Source organism: Coprobacillus cateniformis, from assembly GCF_009767585.1.
In the GTDB taxonomy this organism is placed as follows: Bacteria; Bacillota_I; Bacilli_A; order Erysipelotrichales; family Coprobacillaceae; genus Coprobacillus; species Coprobacillus cateniformis.
This window is the reverse complement of the sequence record NZ_WSNW01000001.1, coordinates 337452-355535: the sequence shown is the minus strand read 5'-3', so window position 1 is coordinate 355535 and position 18084 is coordinate 337452. Positions and strand designations below refer to the sequence as shown.

The following is an 18084-nucleotide window of genomic DNA, read 5'->3' as shown; positions in this document are numbered from 1 at the left end:
CTACATATAAAAACAGAATATTTATCTGCATATTAATAAGAATGAAATTATACAAACAGAAAGGATATTTATAAAAAACGCAAGATTATTTTTAATACATATAATATATATTAACACCTTTATTTTAGAATTTTTAGGTTATCCATACCAATTGAGTTTATTTCACAAAAATAATGAGCATATTTGCTATTTATATTTTTAATAAAATATTACCGAATAAGTTGGAAAAAGTTATTTATATAATCTGAAAATACTGAATAACAAAAAGTATCTAATAAATATTGATTTTATGAATAAATAAAAATACGAGGAGATAATAATGAAAGATATAACATTAGTTGTCATGGCAGCAGGAATTGGAAGCCGTTTTGGTGGTGGAATTAAACAATTAGAACCAGTCGGACCAAATGGTGAAATTATTATGGATTATTCTATTTATGATGCGATTCAAGCAGGTTTTAATAAGGTTGTTTTTGTGATTAGAAAAGACTTAGAAAAAGATTTTGATGAAATCATAGGTCAAAGAATGAAAAAGAAAATACATGTTGAATATGCATTTCAGGAGTTATCAAATATTCCTACTCAATACAAGGAGATATTTAAAGAGAGAAAGAAACCATGGGGAACAGGTCAGGCTATTTTAGCATGTAAAGGACTGATTCATGAACCATTCTTAGTTATTAATGCAGATGATTATTATGGTAAAGAAGCTTATCAAGTTGCTTATCAATATTTAACCACAAAACATGAATGTGATGTATTACCAGCATGTATGGTAGGATTTATATTAAAGAATACATTGAGTGATAATGGTGGTGTCACAAGAGGAATCTGTCAAGTGAGTTTAGATCACAAGTTAGTTGACATTGTAGAAACACATAATATTGAGAAAAGGAATAATCATGCAGTAGTGAATGATCAGGTTATTGATTTAGATTCGATTGTATCTATGAATATGTGGGGTCTTTACCCAGAGTTTATTAATGTTTTAGAAAAAGGCTTTGAAGACTTTTTACAATCCCTTGAATCTGCAGATTTAAAAACAGAATATCTATTACCAACAATCATTGGAGACTTATTAAAAGATAAACAAATAAGTGTTGAAGTCTTAAAATCACAAGATGAGTGGTTTGGAGTGACATACAAAGAAGATAAAGAATCTGTGAAAGAAAGTGTACATAAACTTATTGATAAAGGTGTATATCCAATTTGCTTGTAAATAATAAACAATTTTAATATATATAGTATTTAATAAATTTATCTGAATTATAATTTGATAGTTGTTTTGATGATATTCATATTAACCACAAGTATAAGAAAAAGGCAATATATTATATTACACTTGTTGTATTTAATATACTGCCTTTTTTTATATATTTAGTTAAATGTCAAATAAAAAAGCCCCATTAGCTACATTATAATAGAACTGTAATTAGATAGAGTATTTAAATTTATTTGGGAAATTAAATATTAGTTTTATACAACAACTAAAAGATCTTATTTCTACGATTTTTTTACCTAATCTCACTGACTTAGCTTTATTTTTTCTATTGATTACTCATTATTAATATCTGTATCTATTGTTACTAATAAAAGATACTTAAAATAATCATATTGCTTTAAATCATTGAGCTTAGCCGTTTTTAGCAGTGAATAGATTCTTGCAGATGGCTTTGCTCCTGCTATTATATTATTGATGTATCACTGAATAGCCAGTTCTTGCTATCGATATAGAATAGCCAAATAGAATTTTAGAATCGATTTTTTGATATTTCAATATGACCCTTGTTAACAGCAACCAGAAATCATTGTTTTCATAATATAGAATTTTAAATATGATTTCTTGCCTTATTTGTAAAAATGAAAAGACTATGATTCATTTGAAACTGCAGAATAACAATTTGAGTTAAGTCATCTATTGATCTTCTTACATTTATTGGTTGGCAACATAGATGTTTTTAACTTCATCAGCATTAATAATCATTTGAGAATTCAATAATCCTATCAAGCAATGCACAATCAAATTTGACAGTATGTCCATTAATATTCATTGAGATGAATGAATATTTTTCTTCAGAAACTTCAACAGGAATGAAAACTTTGAAAACAGTATTTCTCCATTTAAGAATTTCTTCCTGTTTTTATAAAACAAAATTGAGTAATGCTTAATCCGCTATTAGCTTGATTTTCAATAATTGTTAATTTTTTAACGCTTAGAACTTATATTTAATTTTCTGATATAATTTGGATAAATTATCTTAATAAGTAGCTAGCTTTACTTACTATAATTAAAATTCATTTAATTGAAAAAATATCTAAATTCTCATAACGAATAGGCAAATGAAGAATATGAAAATGAGATATGAAGTATAAAAACAATCTAACTATGACTTATTAGAAAAAAATTTTTGATTTTTTTGACTTTATCCATTATATTACTTCCTATATCCCTACTATTCTTGTTCATTTATAAATAATGTCATTTTTCTCTTTGTTATTCCATGATACATCCCAGTCATATTATTTTTAATATTTCTTATAGTAATATTTAACTAAAATAGTCTATAATTCTTTTCCTCATAATTTGTCTTTTCATTTATAACCTTTATTTTATAATTTAATATGTAAAGATTATGTTCTCCATCTGTAGTAAGAATAGATATTTTTGATAAAAAAAACAATGCTTCTTTAAAAATTTACTATAAAGAAATAGTAAAGGCTAAATAAATTGTAAAATAGAAAAATAGTTTTCCTTTGAAGTGTGAGTATTCAGAAAAAATTTAAAACAAAATTAAAGTGATTTTAAATATTAACTTATTTAACTTAGATGATTTCACATTATTAATATGTTTTTTCATACATTTAATCAATAATTTTTTGTGATATATTTTTTAGACATATAAAGTAATATATATATATAATACTATAAGTTATAGAAACAACGGCTAGATATAAATATATATTCAATTGAAAATACTTTGAAATAAAAAAACAAATAAAAGAGAATGCTAAAAACATAACTTGTACTTTTAATTCAAGATCTTGTTTTTGAGATATAATTGTTCCTACACTTAAAGCACTTACTATTAGCCTTAATCCAAACATAGGAGCTAATATTTGCACATAAATACCTGCTTCTTTCCAATTTGATCCAAATACAATATGAAAAAGGAAAGGGGCAAAAAGGAAAAGAACTATAACCATCAAAATAGCAACAATTGACAATAAAAGTGTTGTTTTTTTAAACGAATTATAATAATTTTTTTGTTCATATAATTCTTTTGTTGCACTTTCCATATATACTTTTGATACATTGCCACTTATCATTGTAAGGGGTAGTCCTAAAACTCTATATGAAAGAGAATAGAGACCCAAAATAGTATCATTAAATAGAGCTTGTATAAATAAATTGATTGATGAATAAGAAAAACTATTCGCAAAAGCAGCTGGTGTAGAATAAAGAGGTTGTTTTATATACTTGAAAAAAACTAATTTCATTTTTGTATAATCTACATTTTTCAATTCTTCATAATAGGGACTTAAACTTTTGCTTTGTCGTTTTATCCCTGCTAACTGTCCAATAAAATTCGAAAAAATAAGTCCATAACTCCCAAATAGTAAAATCCCTGAAAAAATTTGAAGAATATTTTGAAAAAATGTTCTGATAACATAAACGGATGTAATTAATTTATATTCTCTTAATCGATTATTAAAACTATTTAATATATTGGTAATTCCTGAAACAAGTAAAAGAAGAAAAAACATAGGAATAATAAATACCAAATTTTCACCATTAAGAAAAAAGTAAATACCGGTACCACATGTTACAATAATATCTATAAGTATCATTAAATAGATCGAAAGTTTTACCAAAATAATAGCTTCTCTATCATCCTCTACTGTCACTATTGCTAAATCATAGCGCAAATTAATAGCAGGTGAAAAAATATTTACAGCAGAAAGTAATAAAGTATATATTCCTAATTCTGCTGGTGTAAATATTCTGGTTATAACTGGAGATAAAAGAAATGAAATAAGCTGAGCAATAATTGAGCCAGATGCTAAAGTTAATATAGATTTTAAATAATTATTTTTGAATAAGGTCATATTAAATTAACTCTATATTTTCACGATGCGTTATTTCTTTCATTGCATTTCTCGTATCAAAAATGACTTTAGAATTTTTTTGTATCATATCTAAATCATAAGATTTATGAGCAGTTGCAATAATGATTAAATCATATTGGGATAATGTTTTAGGATTAATTCCTTTTATTCCCTCATATATCTTACCATGATATTTATATTCAGAAATATATGGATCATAGAAATCAACTAATGCATCTTCCTTTTTTAATAAATCAATTAACTTTAATGCTGGACTTTCTCTATAATCATCAATATCATTTTTATACGCAACACCTAACACTAATATTTTGGAACTAGACATTGCTTTTTTCTGTCTATTTAAAACTTTATAACATCTTTCTACACAATATTCAGGCATCTTATCATTGATAATCATACTATTTTCTATCATAGATGTATGGAACCCAAATTCCCTAGCTTTCCATGTTAAATAATATGGATCTAATGGAATACAATGTCCACCTAATCCTGGTCCAGGATAGAATGCTTGATATCCAAATGGTTTTGTCTTAGCAGCATCTATAACTTCCCATGCTGAAATACCCATTTTTTCACACAACATGCATATTTCATTAACTAAACCAATATTGATATTTCTATATGTATTCTCAAGAATCTTTTCTAATTCAGCAACTGCTGGAGATGATACTTCATGGATATCTCCTTCCAGTACAGATCTGTACATTGCAGCAATAACTTCAGTCGCATCTTTACCAATTGCTCCAACAACCTTTGGAGTGTTTTTTGTCTGATATACAGTGTTACCTGGATCAACACGTTCTGGAGAAAAACCTAAATAGAAATCTTTACCACAAATTAATCCTGAACCTTTTTCAAGAATTGGTTTCACTAATTCTTCAGTTGTTCCAGGATACGTAGATGATTCTAAAACTACCATAGTTCCTTTAGAAAGATATTCTGAAATAGCTTCTGAACTAGATTTTACAAAGCTAATATCAGGCTGTTGATGAGCATCTAAAGGTGTTGGAACACAAATAGCTACAAAATCTACATCTTTGATAAAACTAAAATCAGTAGTTGCAGATAACATTTCTGATTCAACTAATTCTTTCAATTCAGAATCAACGACATCACCAATATAATTAACACCTTGATTTACCAAATTAACCTTTTCATTTTGAACATCAAAACCAATTGTTTTAAATCCTGCTTTAGCTTTTTCTACAGCTAGAGGTAATCCAACATACCCTAAACCTACAACTCCTACAACAATTTCCTTGTTTTCAATTTTCTTAAGTAATTCTTCTTTCATTTTAGATTTCCTCCACTTTTTCATCATTTTTAATATAATCTTTTGAACATTTTTTACATTTACATTGATTACTATTTGAAAAATCTAGTGGTTCTCCACACTCACATACGTAATACAATATTCTGCATGGATTTCCAACAACACACGCATAATCAGGAATTGTTTTTGTGACAACTGTTCCTGCGCCGACAAATGCATATTTTCCAATGTCATGACCACAAATAATTGTCGAATTAGCTCCAATTGATGCACCTTTATGTATAACTGTTTGCTTATATTCATCTTTTCTAGAAATAAAGCTTCTTGGATTAATAACATTTGTAAATACACAACTTGGACCTAAAAAGACATCATCTTCACAGATAACGCCTTCATAAACGGATACATTATTTTGTATTTTTACATTATTTCCTAATACTACTTTGGGTGATATAACTACATTTTGACCGAGATTACATTTCTTTCCAACAATTGCTCCTGCCATAATATGTGAAAAATGCCATATTTTTGTTCCCTCTCCAATCTGACATCCTTCATCGATATAGGCAGATTCATGTACAAAACATTTATCCATAATTTCTGTACTCCTTTAATATAGTTGTTAGTATATTAACAATGTTTACTATAGTTTCATTATCTAGATATGGATGCATTGGCAAACTTAGACATGTTTTTGATATAGCCTCACATTTTTTGAGTTCATCTAAATGAAAACTATAATCTTTATATACAGACTGCTTATGCATTGGTGTTGGATAATAAATCATAGTTGGAATATCTTTCTCCTTAAGTTTTTGCTGCAGATAATTTCTCTCATCTTCACTATTCAAAAGAATTGTATATTGTGCCCAGCTAGATACATAACCATTAGGGACATATGGCGTCTTAACATATTCTTTTAAGCATTCAGTGTATAGCTTAGCATATTGATTTCTCTTATCTAGTTCATATTCCTTAAACGCATGTAACTTTGGCAAGAGAATAGCAGCTTGAATAGTATCAAGTCTTGAATTCATTCCAACTCTCACATTATCATACTTAAAAGTTCCTTTTCCATGCACTCTTAATGATATGAGTAGTTGATAAAATTCTTCACTGTCAGTAAAAAGCGCTCCACCATCGCCATAGCATCCTAATGGTTTAGCAGGAAAAAAAGAGGTCGTTGCAATGTCTCCAAAACTACATGCCATCTTTTCATTAATTGAACCACCAAAACCTTGTGCACCATCTTCTAGTACATAAAGATTATATTTATGAGCTATGTTAATGATTTGATTGTAGTCTGCCGGTTGTCCAAACAAATCAACAGGAATAATAACTTTAGGAGTTAGTTTTCCTTCGCTAATAATATCTTTTATAGCCTTTTCTAAATGGTTTGAGTCCATATTGAATGTTTTAGGATCAGTCTCTATGAAGATAGGAGTAGCCCCAACTAGTGATACAACTTCTGCTGTTGAATAAAAAGTAAAAGAGGGTACAAAGACAGCATCGCCTTGCTTGATATTCCATGCCATTAAAGCAAGCTGTAAGGCATCAGTTCCATTTGCACAAGTTACACAATATTTCACACCAACATACTCTGCTAATTCTTTTTCTAATTGCTGAATATAATCTCCCATCATATACTGACCAGAGTTTAATACATTTTGAATGTTTGTATTAATTTCATCTTTCAAATTCTCATATTGACTCTTTAAATCTATAAATTGCATCTTTTTCACTCTCCTATAAAGAAATCATTAATTTTTTCTACGATTTTTTCACAACTATGTCCATCGCCAAAACCATCTCTAATAGAATTGAAGTCAATATTTCTTTCATAAATAGATTTAAGAATTTGTTCTTTGTTTGGAGAAACAAATTCATTCCACCCATTATGTAAAGTTTCTTCCCATCCATTTCTTAGTATACTTACACACGGTGTACCAATTAAATAGGATTCTTTATGTAAACCACCTGAATCAGTAATTACAAAAGAAGCATTTTTAAGGAAATGTAATGTTTCAAAATATGTTAATGGTTCAACAAAAAATATATTCAGATATTTATCATGTTGAGACTGAATAAAATTTTTAATTCTTGGATGTACAGCAAATATGACAGGTTTATCTAATTCATTAAGTGCATCTAAAATATTAATGAGTTTAGTTTTATCATCTGTATTTTCTGGCCTATGACTTGTTGCAAGATAATATCCTTTTGAAACATCTTTTTTTTGACCAAATAGAGGCATTAATTTGGAAATATATTCTTCATCTGATATTTCATCAGCTAATTTCGAATAGAAAAGTAATGCATCATACATAACATCACCTAGAAAAAAAGACTTATTTTCTAAACCTTCTTTAATCAAGTTATCTTGAGATAATTGTGTTGGAGCAAAACAAATTGAAGACAAATGGTCTGTTACTATTCTATTTTGTTCTTCTGGCATATCAAAAATATGTGTTCTTGTTCCCGCTTCAATATGAAAAACTGGAATATTTAATTTTGCAGCTGTAATAGAGGCAGCGATAGTCGAATTAGTATCCCCATATAGTAGAACTCCATCTGGTTTTTCTTTCAATAAAACTTCTTCTATTTTAATCATCATATTAGCTGTTTGTACTGCATGACTTCCTGAACCAACAGCTAAATTATAATCAGGTTTAGGAATCTTCATTTCTTCAAAAAAAACATCAGACATATTGGCATCATAGTGCTGGCCAGTATGAACTAATATTTCTTTAAAATTCTTTCTTATAGATTTTGCTGTAATACCTGCTTTGATAAATTGAGGTCTAGCACCAACGATTGTTAATATTTTTTTCATATTTTTCTCCTGAATCTTCCCATAAAATCTGTTGAAGAAATATCCCCCAAAGGGAGTTTTACTGGTTTTCTTGTTGCTGCGGATTGATATATAGCAAGAATCAATTCTAAAGCTCTTGTTCCTGCTTCAGCATCAACCAATGGTTTTGTACCTGTTCTTATAGCCTTAATAACATCTGTATATAATGGATTATGTCCAAACCCGTAAACATTTTGAGGTTGTTCACTATTTTGTTGTTTAACGGTTTCAGCATCTTCACCATCATTTGCAAAGTTCCATTCTTCAATCAAATTAACAGATTTTCCACCAGCTTTAATTGTACCTGTACTCCCAAATATATATAATGTTTCTTCTAGATTTTTAGGGAAGACATTTACAGTTCCTTCAAACAGACCATAAGACCCATTTTTAAATTTAATAACTGCTAAACCTAAATCCTCTGCTTCAAGATAATCATGATTTAAATTATCTGTATATGCCATGACTTCTTCAATTTCATCACCCATCAACCAACGTAATAAATCTGCATTGTGGATACATTGATTCATTAAACAGCCACCATCATTAGCCCATGTTCCACGCCATTTAGCTTGATCATAATAGGCTTTCCCACGATTCCATCTCACATGTGCTGCAGCGTGAAGTATTTTTCCAAATTTATTATTCTCTACAGCTTCATGAATTTTTTGTATAGATTTATTAAATCTGTTTTGATGATTAGCACATACAATCACATTATATTTATCTGCTTCTTCACATATCTTTCTAGCATCTACCATACTCATTGCAATTGGTTTTTCAATAATACAATGAATACCATGTTCAATACAATAAAGCGCTATTTCAGAATGAAGTCCAGACTCAGTCGCAATAGCAACCAGTTCAGGATTCTCTATCTCAATCATTTTTTTATAATCAGAATATTGTTTTATACTCGAATTATTTATTTTAAATTTTTCTAGCAATATCTCCATATTATGTGAATTAATATCACAAATCCCTACAATTTCAAGTTTATTTTTAATTGCTGCAGCAATATGATTTGGTGAAATTCGTCCACAACCAATTAGTGCATATCTCATTTATTTATCCTCCAAATTCTTATTTGAACATGATGTTTCGATTAAACTAATTTCTTTATCAATTCGTTCTTTCCAACTTAACATTTTATTTTGTGAAGTAGATTTCGCATTGTATCTTATTTTCTTCTGTAAACTTTCATCATCTTTTAATTTTAGGATTATATTAGGTATTTCTGCTATATTATCAACTAAAAATCCATTTTCACCATGGATAATAAAGTCATCCAAGGAACTATCATTTAACGAAATAATACAACTTCCCATCGCCAAGAGTTCATGAAAAACATTACCTAAATTTCCAATATCATACAAACTAAATGAAACTAAAGAGATATTCGCCATAATATTAATTTCATGTTTATTTAATACTCCTAGATAATGGATCTGATTCTCAATATTTTTATCTCTTGCTATAGTCTGTAATTCTTCATAATAATCTTTTTCAGTAATTTGACCAGCAAAATACAAATCAAAAATAAAACCCTTTTGTTTTAATAGGCTAACTGCCTCTAAAGCTTTATGTTGCCCTTTCCATCTTGAAATTCGTGCTGGGTAAAATAAGATATTATGAGATTCAATATTAAGTTCTTTAATATACTTATCGATATCATTTAAACTTGGAATTTCGTATCTATCCACTCCATTTACCCAGTGATAAAGATTATAAGGAGGGTGATTATTAGTTAATTTTAAAGCTGCTAAATCTCCATGAGACATATCATTAGTAATCAATAAGAAATTCTTTTTCTGTTTCATGATACTTGCTTCATTATAATGCAAAAACCTTGTTTTCCATATTCCCCTTTTACAAATATTTCCATATAGAAAACTTCCATACAATCTATGACCATATGGGATATTATTTTTTAGTGCAAATTTATTTGCCATATATGTACTAGGCCCTTGTCCATAAATAAAATCATATTGCTTTTTATGGTTGAGTTCCTTAAGCAAATGTGATAAACGCCAATTATTTAATGGTTTAGCGAACAAGTGACGGTTCCATACAACTTCTCCAACTATTTGACTTTTCTTCAACCAATGAACATTGATATTAAACGTATTGATTTTATCACCAGGATAAACAATCACTATATCTACTTCATGACCACGACAAATCAACTCTTTAAGAGGGTTTATAAAGGATGGTAAACCTTTTTCTTCCTTCTCTCCATTGACTATCAACTCTTCTAAGGCTGCCCATAAATCAGTAACATATAAAATTTTCATTTTTTCCTCCTCAGTAATTAAAAAAACAACTTATAAACAACACTTTTCATAATTATTCCTATCCCATAAATAGAATAGCTAAATGTAATAAAATAACAAAAATAGAGTTTTAATTTATTACCATATTGCATTCTAATTTTGTTTATAAGTATAGGAATATAAATTAAAATAAACACATTAAAAAATGTTGAGAATCTTGTTACAAATACTGTATGTTGTGAGAATAGAATCATAATAATAATATTTAACCATAATATTTTAAGACACAATTCCTCCTTTTTTGTCCATTGAAAGAAAGCAATTCCTAAAACAAAAAGAAATACTAATATTAAAAGTCTAGGATCATAAAGTTTAAATGGATACCCACTAACATCAACATAAGCATATTGATAATATCTTGCATAAAAACTTGTTAAATTTAAAATTTTAAATATACTCAAAATGATTTGATCAATATTAAAGAAAAGCACAAAAATAAAACTTCCTAATAAACTTATCACATAAATCATCTTCTTAAATGGAATTTTTTGTAACATTAAAACAAGTAAAAAGATGAGTGCACTTTTGTGAAATAAACTCGCTAAAAGAATAATTAGGACAATTTTACTATCACGGAATTTTATATTATCCCCTATAAAATAATGATAAGTTAAAGTTAAAATACTATATGCAACAGCAGTTCGTGTTGCATGCATATCATATTGCAAAAGACTTGGAAAATATACAAGAAGAGATAAATAAGGAAGTGTAGAATATTTTCTTATAAAAATAAATATAAGGGTAAGTGAAATACTATTCATAAAAATAATTATAAATTGTGGATTTAGATGGAATAAATTCACTATATATGAAAGTATACGAAAACCAATTTCCATAGGAAAAGATGAATTGAAAATATCTGTTAATGTCTTGATTTCCTGACAATACTCTTTATAACTAAAGTAATCTCCATCACCATTTCCTCTTAGTATAACAAAAGCAAATATCAACAAAAAAACAGACCAAAATAATTTTTTATTCCTTTGATTAAGATTTATTTCTAAATTGAATCTACTTTCAGATATTGCCATCAATAATAATACGATAAATACAAGATAATAAGGTAACATCATAATAAACTCTTCCTTATTTTTTGATATTCTTCAAAAGAATATCCCATCTTATAAGATTTAATTCCGTTATTTATATTTTTAAGTATTGTCGTTGAACTTAACTCAGTTTTTTTATAGAAACGCAGTAAATAATAATATTTAAAAAACCAGTAATACTTTGGATATGCACGTGTAATAACAGCTCCAATATTAAAGAAATATTTTTCATTATAGCCAGCAAACCATGAAGATTCTGATGAATCTACAGTTCCTATTAATGCAGGAAATTCATAAACTTTTAAACCAGAATTTTTAACATCCTGAATAAAAATTGAATCTTCACCACAATTATAAATTGAGCCAGCTCCAAATCTTTCATCAAAGCTAATATTTTTCTTATTTATACTAGATAATTTAAAACTTATTCTTACAGAACCATAATTTCTAAATTTCTTACTTTTTTTAACTTTATTAAAATCTTTATTTCCTACAAATCTTCCAGTCTCATGAATATTAAAAATAATTACATCAGCTTCAGGCAAATCAATGTATGCCTGGTTAATGATTTGTTCTAAATCATTAACGTATTTCACATCATCATCTGCTAAAAGAACAATATCTTTGTCTGCATAAAACAGTGCCAGATTTCTACTCTTTGAAAGACCTCTTTCATTCCTATTTATAAGTTTAATAACCTTTCCATCTACGATTTTATTTTCAAAAGAATTATAATCAATCTGATTGACAATACATGTATGACAGTTTATATTATTTTTCTTTAATAAATCCATAGGTGATTGTGTCATACAGGATAACAACAATTCAACATTATTCATATATATACCTCATTTGTAACTTTTTTTCCTTTTTTTTATAACATTAAAGATGTATTTTATATAATATTGACAACTCTTATATAAAGATAATTTTTCAATTTTCCTATATACTTTCCACATCCTTGTTAATTTGTTAAATAAACCAGAAGATAATGATCCATCTACTTGCCTATATGATGATAATACTATGTTTAAACCATAAGCATACTCAGTATGTTTTAATACATTTAGCCATGTTGCCATATCTTCACCATTTGAATAGTTTTCCGGCATATATAGATATGTTTTTAATTTTTTTGAAACCATGACAGTAATTGTGGATATAACAGTTCTTCCTAATAAACCAGTGTAGTTAATTTTTTCTGGAACATCTATAACAGTATGTAAAGATTCACCCTTCAAATTCACTAAATCATATGCTGTAAATGAAAAATCAATATCTTTTTTTATCATGAATTCGTATTGTAACTTAAGCTTATTTTTATTCCAAAAATCATCACTATCTAAAAACGTTATATATTCTCCCTTAGAATAATGCAATCCTATATTTCTGCTTTTGGCTGGTCCATAATTTAACTCATTCTTAATTAACTTAATTCGTTCATCTTTTTTCATCAATTTCTCAATAAGAATAACAGATTCATCACTTGAACAATCATCTATACAGATAGCCTCCCAATTGGGATAATTTTGATCAATAATTGATTGTAATGTTTTTAAAATAAATTTTTCAGAATTATAAACAGGTATAATGATGCTAATAAGTGGCTGCATATTCATTCTATCTTCCCCTCTTTAATACCATCACTTCTTATAACACTCAAAATTGTTGAAAAGAATAATTTTATATCTTTAAAAAGTGTTATTTCCATGGCATATTCTCCATCAAGATTCGCTTTCACTTCTATCTCTAGTTCATCTCTTCCGCTGATCTGTGCTAATCCTGTTAATCCAGGTCTGATTGATGAAGCACCGTTTTTGTTTCTTAATTCATTTAAATCATATTGATTAGGGAGACTTGGTCTTGGACCTATTACTGACATTTCTCCTTTCAATATATTAAAGAGCTGCGGTAATTCATCTAGACTCGTTTTTCTCATAAACTTTCCAATTTTAGTAATATACTGTTCTGGATCTTCTAGCATATGTGTTGGAACATCTTTTGGTGTGTCAGTTCTCATGCTTCTAAACTTATATATTTTAAAATTCTTATTATTCTTTCCAACTCTTTCCTGTTTGAAAAGCACTGGACCTGGTGATGTCATCTTTATAAAGATAGATAAAACAATCAGTACAGGTGAAAGAACAATTATCCCTAGAAAGCTCATGATAATATCTATGATTCTCTTTATACAGTTTCTATACATATTTCCTCCCAATAAAAAAGCAAGAATCAATTAATTCTTGCTGATAATCTCTAAACCGACTTTGGCTGTTGTCTCTTCATTGAATATGTTCACACTGATATAAGCAATTCGCTTATGTCTGTCTATCTTTGCTATTAAACCTTCTCTGCCCTGTAGTGGTCCTTCTGTGATATGAATTCTATCGCCTTCAATAAATCCTACTGACATATCGACAATATGATCATCTTTTCCAAATGTCTTGAGAAATTCTACTTCTCCATCCTTTAACGGATAGATTGTTTCCTTTTTCTTTCCAATCACCTTGGTAAAGTCAGGTATCTTCTTCAGCTCATTAAAGAGCTCATCAATATGGTCACTGATCAGAAATACATATCCTCTAAAGAGGACATTTCTGACATCGTGCCATTCACCTCTGAATTTCTTTTTACAAATATATTCAGGAATAAAGCATTCCTTTAATATATCATCTGAAATCAGAAAACGGCATTTATCAGCAATCTCTCTTTCATGACCGCTTCTTACCTGTATGACATACCAGTTCATACAATTACCTCCTCATATAAGAGGGTAGGCTTCGCCTATTGAACTTATTCAATATGTTCAACTTATCACATCTATGACCATACTTCAGGACAAACGTGACAATGCAACGATTCAACCCAACAGCACTCCTATTTATAAAGGATAACTAGCTATTATCCTTTGTTGGATAATATAATTGCTGCTGAGTATAATAAAAAAAGAAACACTCAGTTATAAAGATTTTTGGAATCAAGTCGACTAATAAATTAATGGAGGATTATTAAAAAATTTATTACAAATCAAGAAAGTATATACAACTTGGATACATATCGAATATAAAATACAGTTACAATTATTCATATTATGCATAAGAGATGTTCTTGAAAAGTACACATTGTTATGCTAATATGTTAGAGAATTAAGAAAAGAGGGATTGTTATGTCTAAAAAAGAGAATATAATCCAAAAAGTGACACAATGGAGAGTTATTTTAGGTATTCAAGTTATTGCTTCATTAATACTTATTGGATTGTTATTTAAATTAGGTGCTTTGCCTATGTTATATGCAATCATTGTTATTATATTGGTTGCGTTATTAAATGTAGGAATTTTCTTTTTAATGAAACCATCTAAAAATAAGAAAAAAGGAAAAGTTCGTACTGTTATAGGAAAGTTTGTAAGTATTTTACTAAGTGTACTTTTATTAGTAGGTTCTTTATATATAGCCCAAGGAAATTCACTTATTGATGCGATTACTGGAGCTAATACAGAAATAACTCGTATTTCGGTTGTTGTTATGAAAGATAGTAAGTATAAAAAATTATCTGATTTAAAAGGCGAAACAATTGAAGTCAATACATCCGCTGAAACAGATAAGATGAAGGAAGCTATTGAGGGTCTTCAAAAGGAAGAATCTTCAATTAAAACAAAAGAAGTTGCAGAATTTGCTACAATGGCTGATGATTTGTATTCTGGTAAGACAAAAGCAATTTATGTTAATGAAGCTTATTATGCAATGTTAGAAACAAATCATGAGAACTTTAAATATGACACTGATGTCATTTATACATATAAGATTGAAGAAAAAACAAAAGATATTTCTAAAAATGTTAATGTTACAAAAGATCCTTTTGTTGTCTATATCAGTGGTATTGATACTTATGGAAGTGTATCAACAGTATCAAGATCAGATGTTAATATGATTCTTACAGTGAATCCAAAAACAAAACAAATTCTTATGACAAGTATTCCAAGAGATTACTATGTAACTTTAGCAAATAAAGGTAAAAAAGATAAACTAACGCATTCTGGATTGGGTGGTATTGAAAATACAGTCAAGACAATGGAAAACTTTATGGGAATTGATATTAACTATTATGGAAGAGTTAATTTTACTTCTGTCATTGAAATTGTTGATGCTTTAGGTGGAATTAACATTGATAGCACTGTTGCCTTTACTGGATATGATGGGACTTCTTTTAAGAAAGGAACTAATCATATTACTGGTAAACAAGCACTAGAATTTTCTAGAGAGCGTCATGCATTTGGTGGTGGTGATAATGAACGTGTTCATAATCAACAGGTTGTTATGGCGGGAATGATTAAAAAGATGATTTCTCCTTCAATTATCACAAATTACTCTAGTGTGTTAAGTTCAATTAATGGTTCATTTGAAACGAATATGGAATCAGGAGATATTACAGGTTTATTACAAATGCAAATTAGTGATATGGCATCTTGGACGATTGTTCAAAAACAATTAACTGGAACTGGGAAAACAATGACAGGTGGAGCATATATGCCAAATAATAAATTATATTATATGATTCCAAATGAAGCTAGTGTTGCTGAAAATAAACAAGCAATACAAAATGTATTAGCTGGAAAACCAGTAAGTTAATAAATAAAAGTGGGTACCTTTGGGTATCCACTTTGCATATAGAGGGGGGGATAAAGATGTTAGATAAATTATTAGGAGATAGAAAATATTTTAAATTATTATTTATAGTTTACTTATTTAGTAATACATTAGCATTAGGATATTTTGGAATAACTTTTAATCCATTATGTTTATTTGTGTTTGGATATGGTATAGTCATATTCATTTATAATTTGATTAAAGGAGAATTCTTTTATTCGAAGAATCACTTATTGATTATTGGATTATATGGTTTATTGCTTTTTATAGCAACTTATCTCAATAAAGAGTATTCAAATAAGAATTCTTTTCTTATTGCAGGTATGCAAATGATTATCTTTTTATTGATTTTTGGTCAACCAAAATCAATGACACTTAAGAAATTAAAACAAGAATTACAATGTATAATACCTTTGACTTGTATTCTTGTAGGTATTGCATCTTTCATATCTTTAGGTATGTACTTCTTAAATATTTCAGGTACTCAAAATGGCTGGTATATAGGGCTAGTAGGGACGCGTTTATTTGGAGTTTATTTCAATTGTAATCCGGCATCATTTTTAGCAGTTATTGTTATTTTATTGTCATTAGTTGCAATTAAGAATCATTATAAAGGTGAATTTCTTTATTATATGAATATTGTTATACAATTAGGATATATTATCTTAACACAATGTCGAGCAGCGATTATTATATTAGCTATTGTTGTTACAGCTGTTCTTTATTATCATTTCTTTAGAGCAAAAGAAATGTCAAAAGTGAAAAAGATATGTTTGAATCTTGTCATGTGTTTATGTATCTTATCTGGAACGGTTCTTGTGAATAAGGTTGCATTTATCATTCCACAGTTGCAAGGTGCTACTGAGGAAGATGGTGGACGTTTTCAGCTTTCTAAACTGAAAGAAATTGTTTCTTTAACAATGAGTGGGCAGCTCCAAAATATACCTAAGATAATTCACCTTGTTGATGACGTGAGCAGTGGGCGTGTAACTCTTGCTAAAGATTCATTAGACGTTTGGCAAAAATCTCCTATTCAAGGAATTGGAGCAGGTAATTTTAGACCGATGCTTGTAAATACAACATCAGATGATACATGGGGACAGCAAATTCTTCATAGTCATAATGTTTTCTTAGAATCATTAATAACTGCTGGAGTCTTTGGTTTCTTATTATTCTTTATCTTCTTTATTAAAACATTATTTACAACAAGAGACATATTGATAAAATATAAGAATAAGAAATCCTATTATATTATTTTATTATTTATTATGATGTATGTGAGTGAGTTTATAGGGGGATTATTAGACTTTGGTGTTTTCTATATTTACTCATTATCAGCGACTCTAGCCTGGTTATTTTTAGGGTATATTTATTGGTTAAATGATCAAACTGATATGTCTTTAGTAGATAATACAAATATTGCAGTCTTTAATAAGTATGATCTTATTTCTATTCAATATCAAAAACAAGAGATAGATGTTTTAAAGCCTGAATTTGTTGTTTTAGAGACAAAGTATCAAAATGATGATTATATCATGAAAGTTGAATACTTATTAGGAGAATCATCTTTTGTTTATGATGTCTATTATACATTACATGACAATAAAAGAGATGAGGATATTATTGAAAAAGAGTTGGCAAGGGACTTCTATAGTCTTATTAAAGATGAAATGACTACTATATATGAGCAATCGCATATTAAATAATAAAAAGGAATAACTCATATCAGTATATAGAGGAAGGTGTTAAGGGCACTTCCTTTTTTTATTTGAATCTAAAATGAGTGATTTTTTAGTGAATGTAAG

The 18084-nt window shown here is 28.3% G+C and carries 15 protein-coding genes and 1 pseudogene; 3 read left to right on the top strand and 13 right to left on the bottom strand.

Annotated elements, in window-relative coordinates:
• Positions 1-319 precede the first annotated feature (319 nt).
• Positions 320-1219, top strand: a complete 900-nt coding sequence (locus GQF29_RS01790; RefSeq protein ID WP_160340711.1) for a sugar phosphate nucleotidyltransferase — start codon at positions 320-322, stop codon at positions 1217-1219.
• A gap of 610 nt (positions 1220-1829) precedes the next feature.
• Here GQF29_RS01790 and GQF29_RS19020 read toward each other — a convergent pair.
• The 13 genes and pseudogenes from GQF29_RS19020 to loaP all read right to left on the bottom strand — a co-directional run.
• Positions 1830-1943, bottom strand: a pseudogene (locus GQF29_RS19020) (transposase family protein); the annotation flags it as partial.
• 919 nt (positions 1944-2862) lie between these two features.
• Positions 2863-4107, bottom strand: a complete 1245-nt coding sequence (locus tag GQF29_RS01780; protein ID WP_117769242.1) for an oligosaccharide flippase family protein — start codon at positions 4105-4107, stop codon at positions 2863-2865.
• A 1-nt stretch (position 4108) separates the two neighbouring features.
• Positions 4109-5422: a nucleotide sugar dehydrogenase gene (locus tag GQF29_RS01775; RefSeq protein WP_054690411.1), complete on the bottom strand. Its 1314-nt coding sequence runs from the start codon at positions 5420-5422 to the stop codon at positions 4109-4111.
• A 1-nt stretch (position 5423) separates the two neighbouring features.
• Complete coding sequence (locus tag GQF29_RS01770; RefSeq protein WP_054690414.1) at positions 5424-5996, bottom strand: acyltransferase; 573 nt, start codon at positions 5994-5996, stop codon at positions 5424-5426.
• Complete coding sequence (locus tag GQF29_RS01765; protein ID WP_054690417.1) at positions 5989-7134, bottom strand: DegT/DnrJ/EryC1/StrS family aminotransferase; 1146 nt, start codon at positions 7132-7134, stop codon at positions 5989-5991. The genes GQF29_RS01770 and GQF29_RS01765 overlap by 8 nt, the downstream gene beginning before the upstream one ends.
• Before the next feature lie 5 nt (positions 7135-7139).
• Complete coding sequence (gene wecB, locus GQF29_RS01760) at positions 7140-8234, bottom strand: non-hydrolyzing UDP-N-acetylglucosamine 2-epimerase (protein ID WP_117769243.1); 1095 nt, start codon at positions 8232-8234, stop codon at positions 7140-7142.
• Positions 8231-9316, bottom strand: a complete 1086-nt coding sequence (locus tag GQF29_RS01755; protein WP_117769244.1) for a Gfo/Idh/MocA family protein — start codon at positions 9314-9316, stop codon at positions 8231-8233. The genes wecB and GQF29_RS01755 overlap by 4 nt, the downstream gene beginning before the upstream one ends.
• Positions 9317-10546, bottom strand: coding sequence for a glycosyltransferase family 4 protein (locus GQF29_RS01750; RefSeq protein ID WP_117769245.1), 1230 nt, complete (start codon positions 10544-10546; stop codon positions 9317-9319).
• Positions 10547-10563: 17 nt separating this feature from the next.
• On the bottom strand, positions 10564-11658 hold the full coding sequence (locus GQF29_RS01745) for an EpsG family protein (protein WP_117769246.1): 1095 nt from the start codon (positions 11656-11658) through the stop codon (positions 10564-10566).
• A complete protein-coding gene (locus tag GQF29_RS01740; protein ID WP_054690432.1) occupies positions 11655-12473 on the bottom strand; it encodes a glycosyltransferase family A protein in 819 nt (272 codons plus the stop codon). The genes GQF29_RS01745 and GQF29_RS01740 overlap by 4 nt, the downstream gene beginning before the upstream one ends.
• Before the next feature lie 9 nt (positions 12474-12482).
• Positions 12483-13253 (bottom strand): glycosyltransferase family 2 protein, encoded by a 771-nt coding sequence (locus tag GQF29_RS01735; protein ID WP_054690434.1) that lies wholly within the window; start codon positions 13251-13253, stop codon positions 12483-12485.
• A complete protein-coding gene (locus GQF29_RS01730) occupies positions 13250-13840 on the bottom strand; it encodes a sugar transferase (RefSeq protein WP_117769247.1) in 591 nt (196 codons plus the stop codon). Before GQF29_RS01730 ends, GQF29_RS01735 begins: the two co-directional genes overlap by 4 nt.
• Positions 13841-13870: 30 nt before the next feature.
• Positions 13871-14383, bottom strand: coding sequence for an antiterminator LoaP (gene loaP, locus GQF29_RS01725; RefSeq protein ID WP_054690576.1), 513 nt, complete (start codon positions 14381-14383; stop codon positions 13871-13873).
• Positions 14384-14800: 417 nt separating this feature from the next.
• Between loaP and GQF29_RS01720 the strand changes: the two genes are divergently transcribed.
• Positions 14801-16261 (top strand): LCP family protein, encoded by a 1461-nt coding sequence (locus GQF29_RS01720; protein ID WP_054690457.1) that lies wholly within the window; start codon positions 14801-14803, stop codon positions 16259-16261.
• A gap of 56 nt (positions 16262-16317) precedes the next feature.
• Complete coding sequence (locus tag GQF29_RS01715; protein ID WP_160340710.1) at positions 16318-17985, top strand: O-antigen ligase family protein; 1668 nt, start codon at positions 16318-16320, stop codon at positions 17983-17985.
• The last annotated feature ends 99 nt before the right edge of the window (positions 17986-18084 follow it).

Bases quoted from the DNA above. Each gene is read 5' to 3' on its own strand.
- GQF29_RS01790 (WP_160340711.1), top strand. From the start codon at position 320: ATGAAAGATATAACATTAGTTGTCATGGCAGCAGGAATTGGAAGCCGT.
- GQF29_RS01780 (WP_117769242.1), bottom strand. From the start codon at position 4,107: ATGACCTTATTCAAAAATAATTATTTAAAATCTATATTAACTTTAGCA.
- GQF29_RS01775 (WP_054690411.1), bottom strand. From the start codon at position 5,422: ATGAAAGAAGAATTACTTAAGAAAATTGAAAACAAGGAAATTGTTGTA.
- GQF29_RS01770 (WP_054690414.1), bottom strand. From the start codon at position 5,996: ATGGATAAATGTTTTGTACATGAATCTGCCTATATCGATGAAGGATGT.
- GQF29_RS01765 (WP_054690417.1), bottom strand. From the start codon at position 7,134: ATGCAATTTATAGATTTAAAGAGTCAATATGAGAATTTGAAAGATGAA.
- wecB (WP_117769243.1), bottom strand. From the start codon at position 8,234: ATGAAAAAAATATTAACAATCGTTGGTGCTAGACCTCAATTTATCAAA.
- GQF29_RS01755 (WP_117769244.1), bottom strand. From the start codon at position 9,316: ATGAGATATGCACTAATTGGTTGTGGACGAATTTCACCAAATCATATT.
- GQF29_RS01750 (WP_117769245.1), bottom strand. From the start codon at position 10,546: ATGAAAATTTTATATGTTACTGATTTATGGGCAGCCTTAGAAGAGTTG.
- GQF29_RS01745 (WP_117769246.1), bottom strand. From the start codon at position 11,658: ATGATGTTACCTTATTATCTTGTATTTATCGTATTATTATTGATGGCA.
- GQF29_RS01740 (WP_054690432.1), bottom strand. From the start codon at position 12,473: ATGAATAATGTTGAATTGTTGTTATCCTGTATGACACAATCACCTATG.
- GQF29_RS01735 (WP_054690434.1), bottom strand. From the start codon at position 13,253: ATGAATATGCAGCCACTTATTAGCATCATTATACCTGTTTATAATTCT.
- GQF29_RS01730 (WP_117769247.1), bottom strand. From the start codon at position 13,840: ATGTATAGAAACTGTATAAAGAGAATCATAGATATTATCATGAGCTTT.
- loaP (WP_054690576.1), bottom strand. From the start codon at position 14,383: ATGAACTGGTATGTCATACAGGTAAGAAGCGGTCATGAAAGAGAGATT.
- GQF29_RS01720 (WP_054690457.1), top strand. From the start codon at position 14,801: ATGTCTAAAAAAGAGAATATAATCCAAAAAGTGACACAATGGAGAGTT.
- GQF29_RS01715 (WP_160340710.1), top strand. From the start codon at position 16,318: ATGTTAGATAAATTATTAGGAGATAGAAAATATTTTAAATTATTATTT.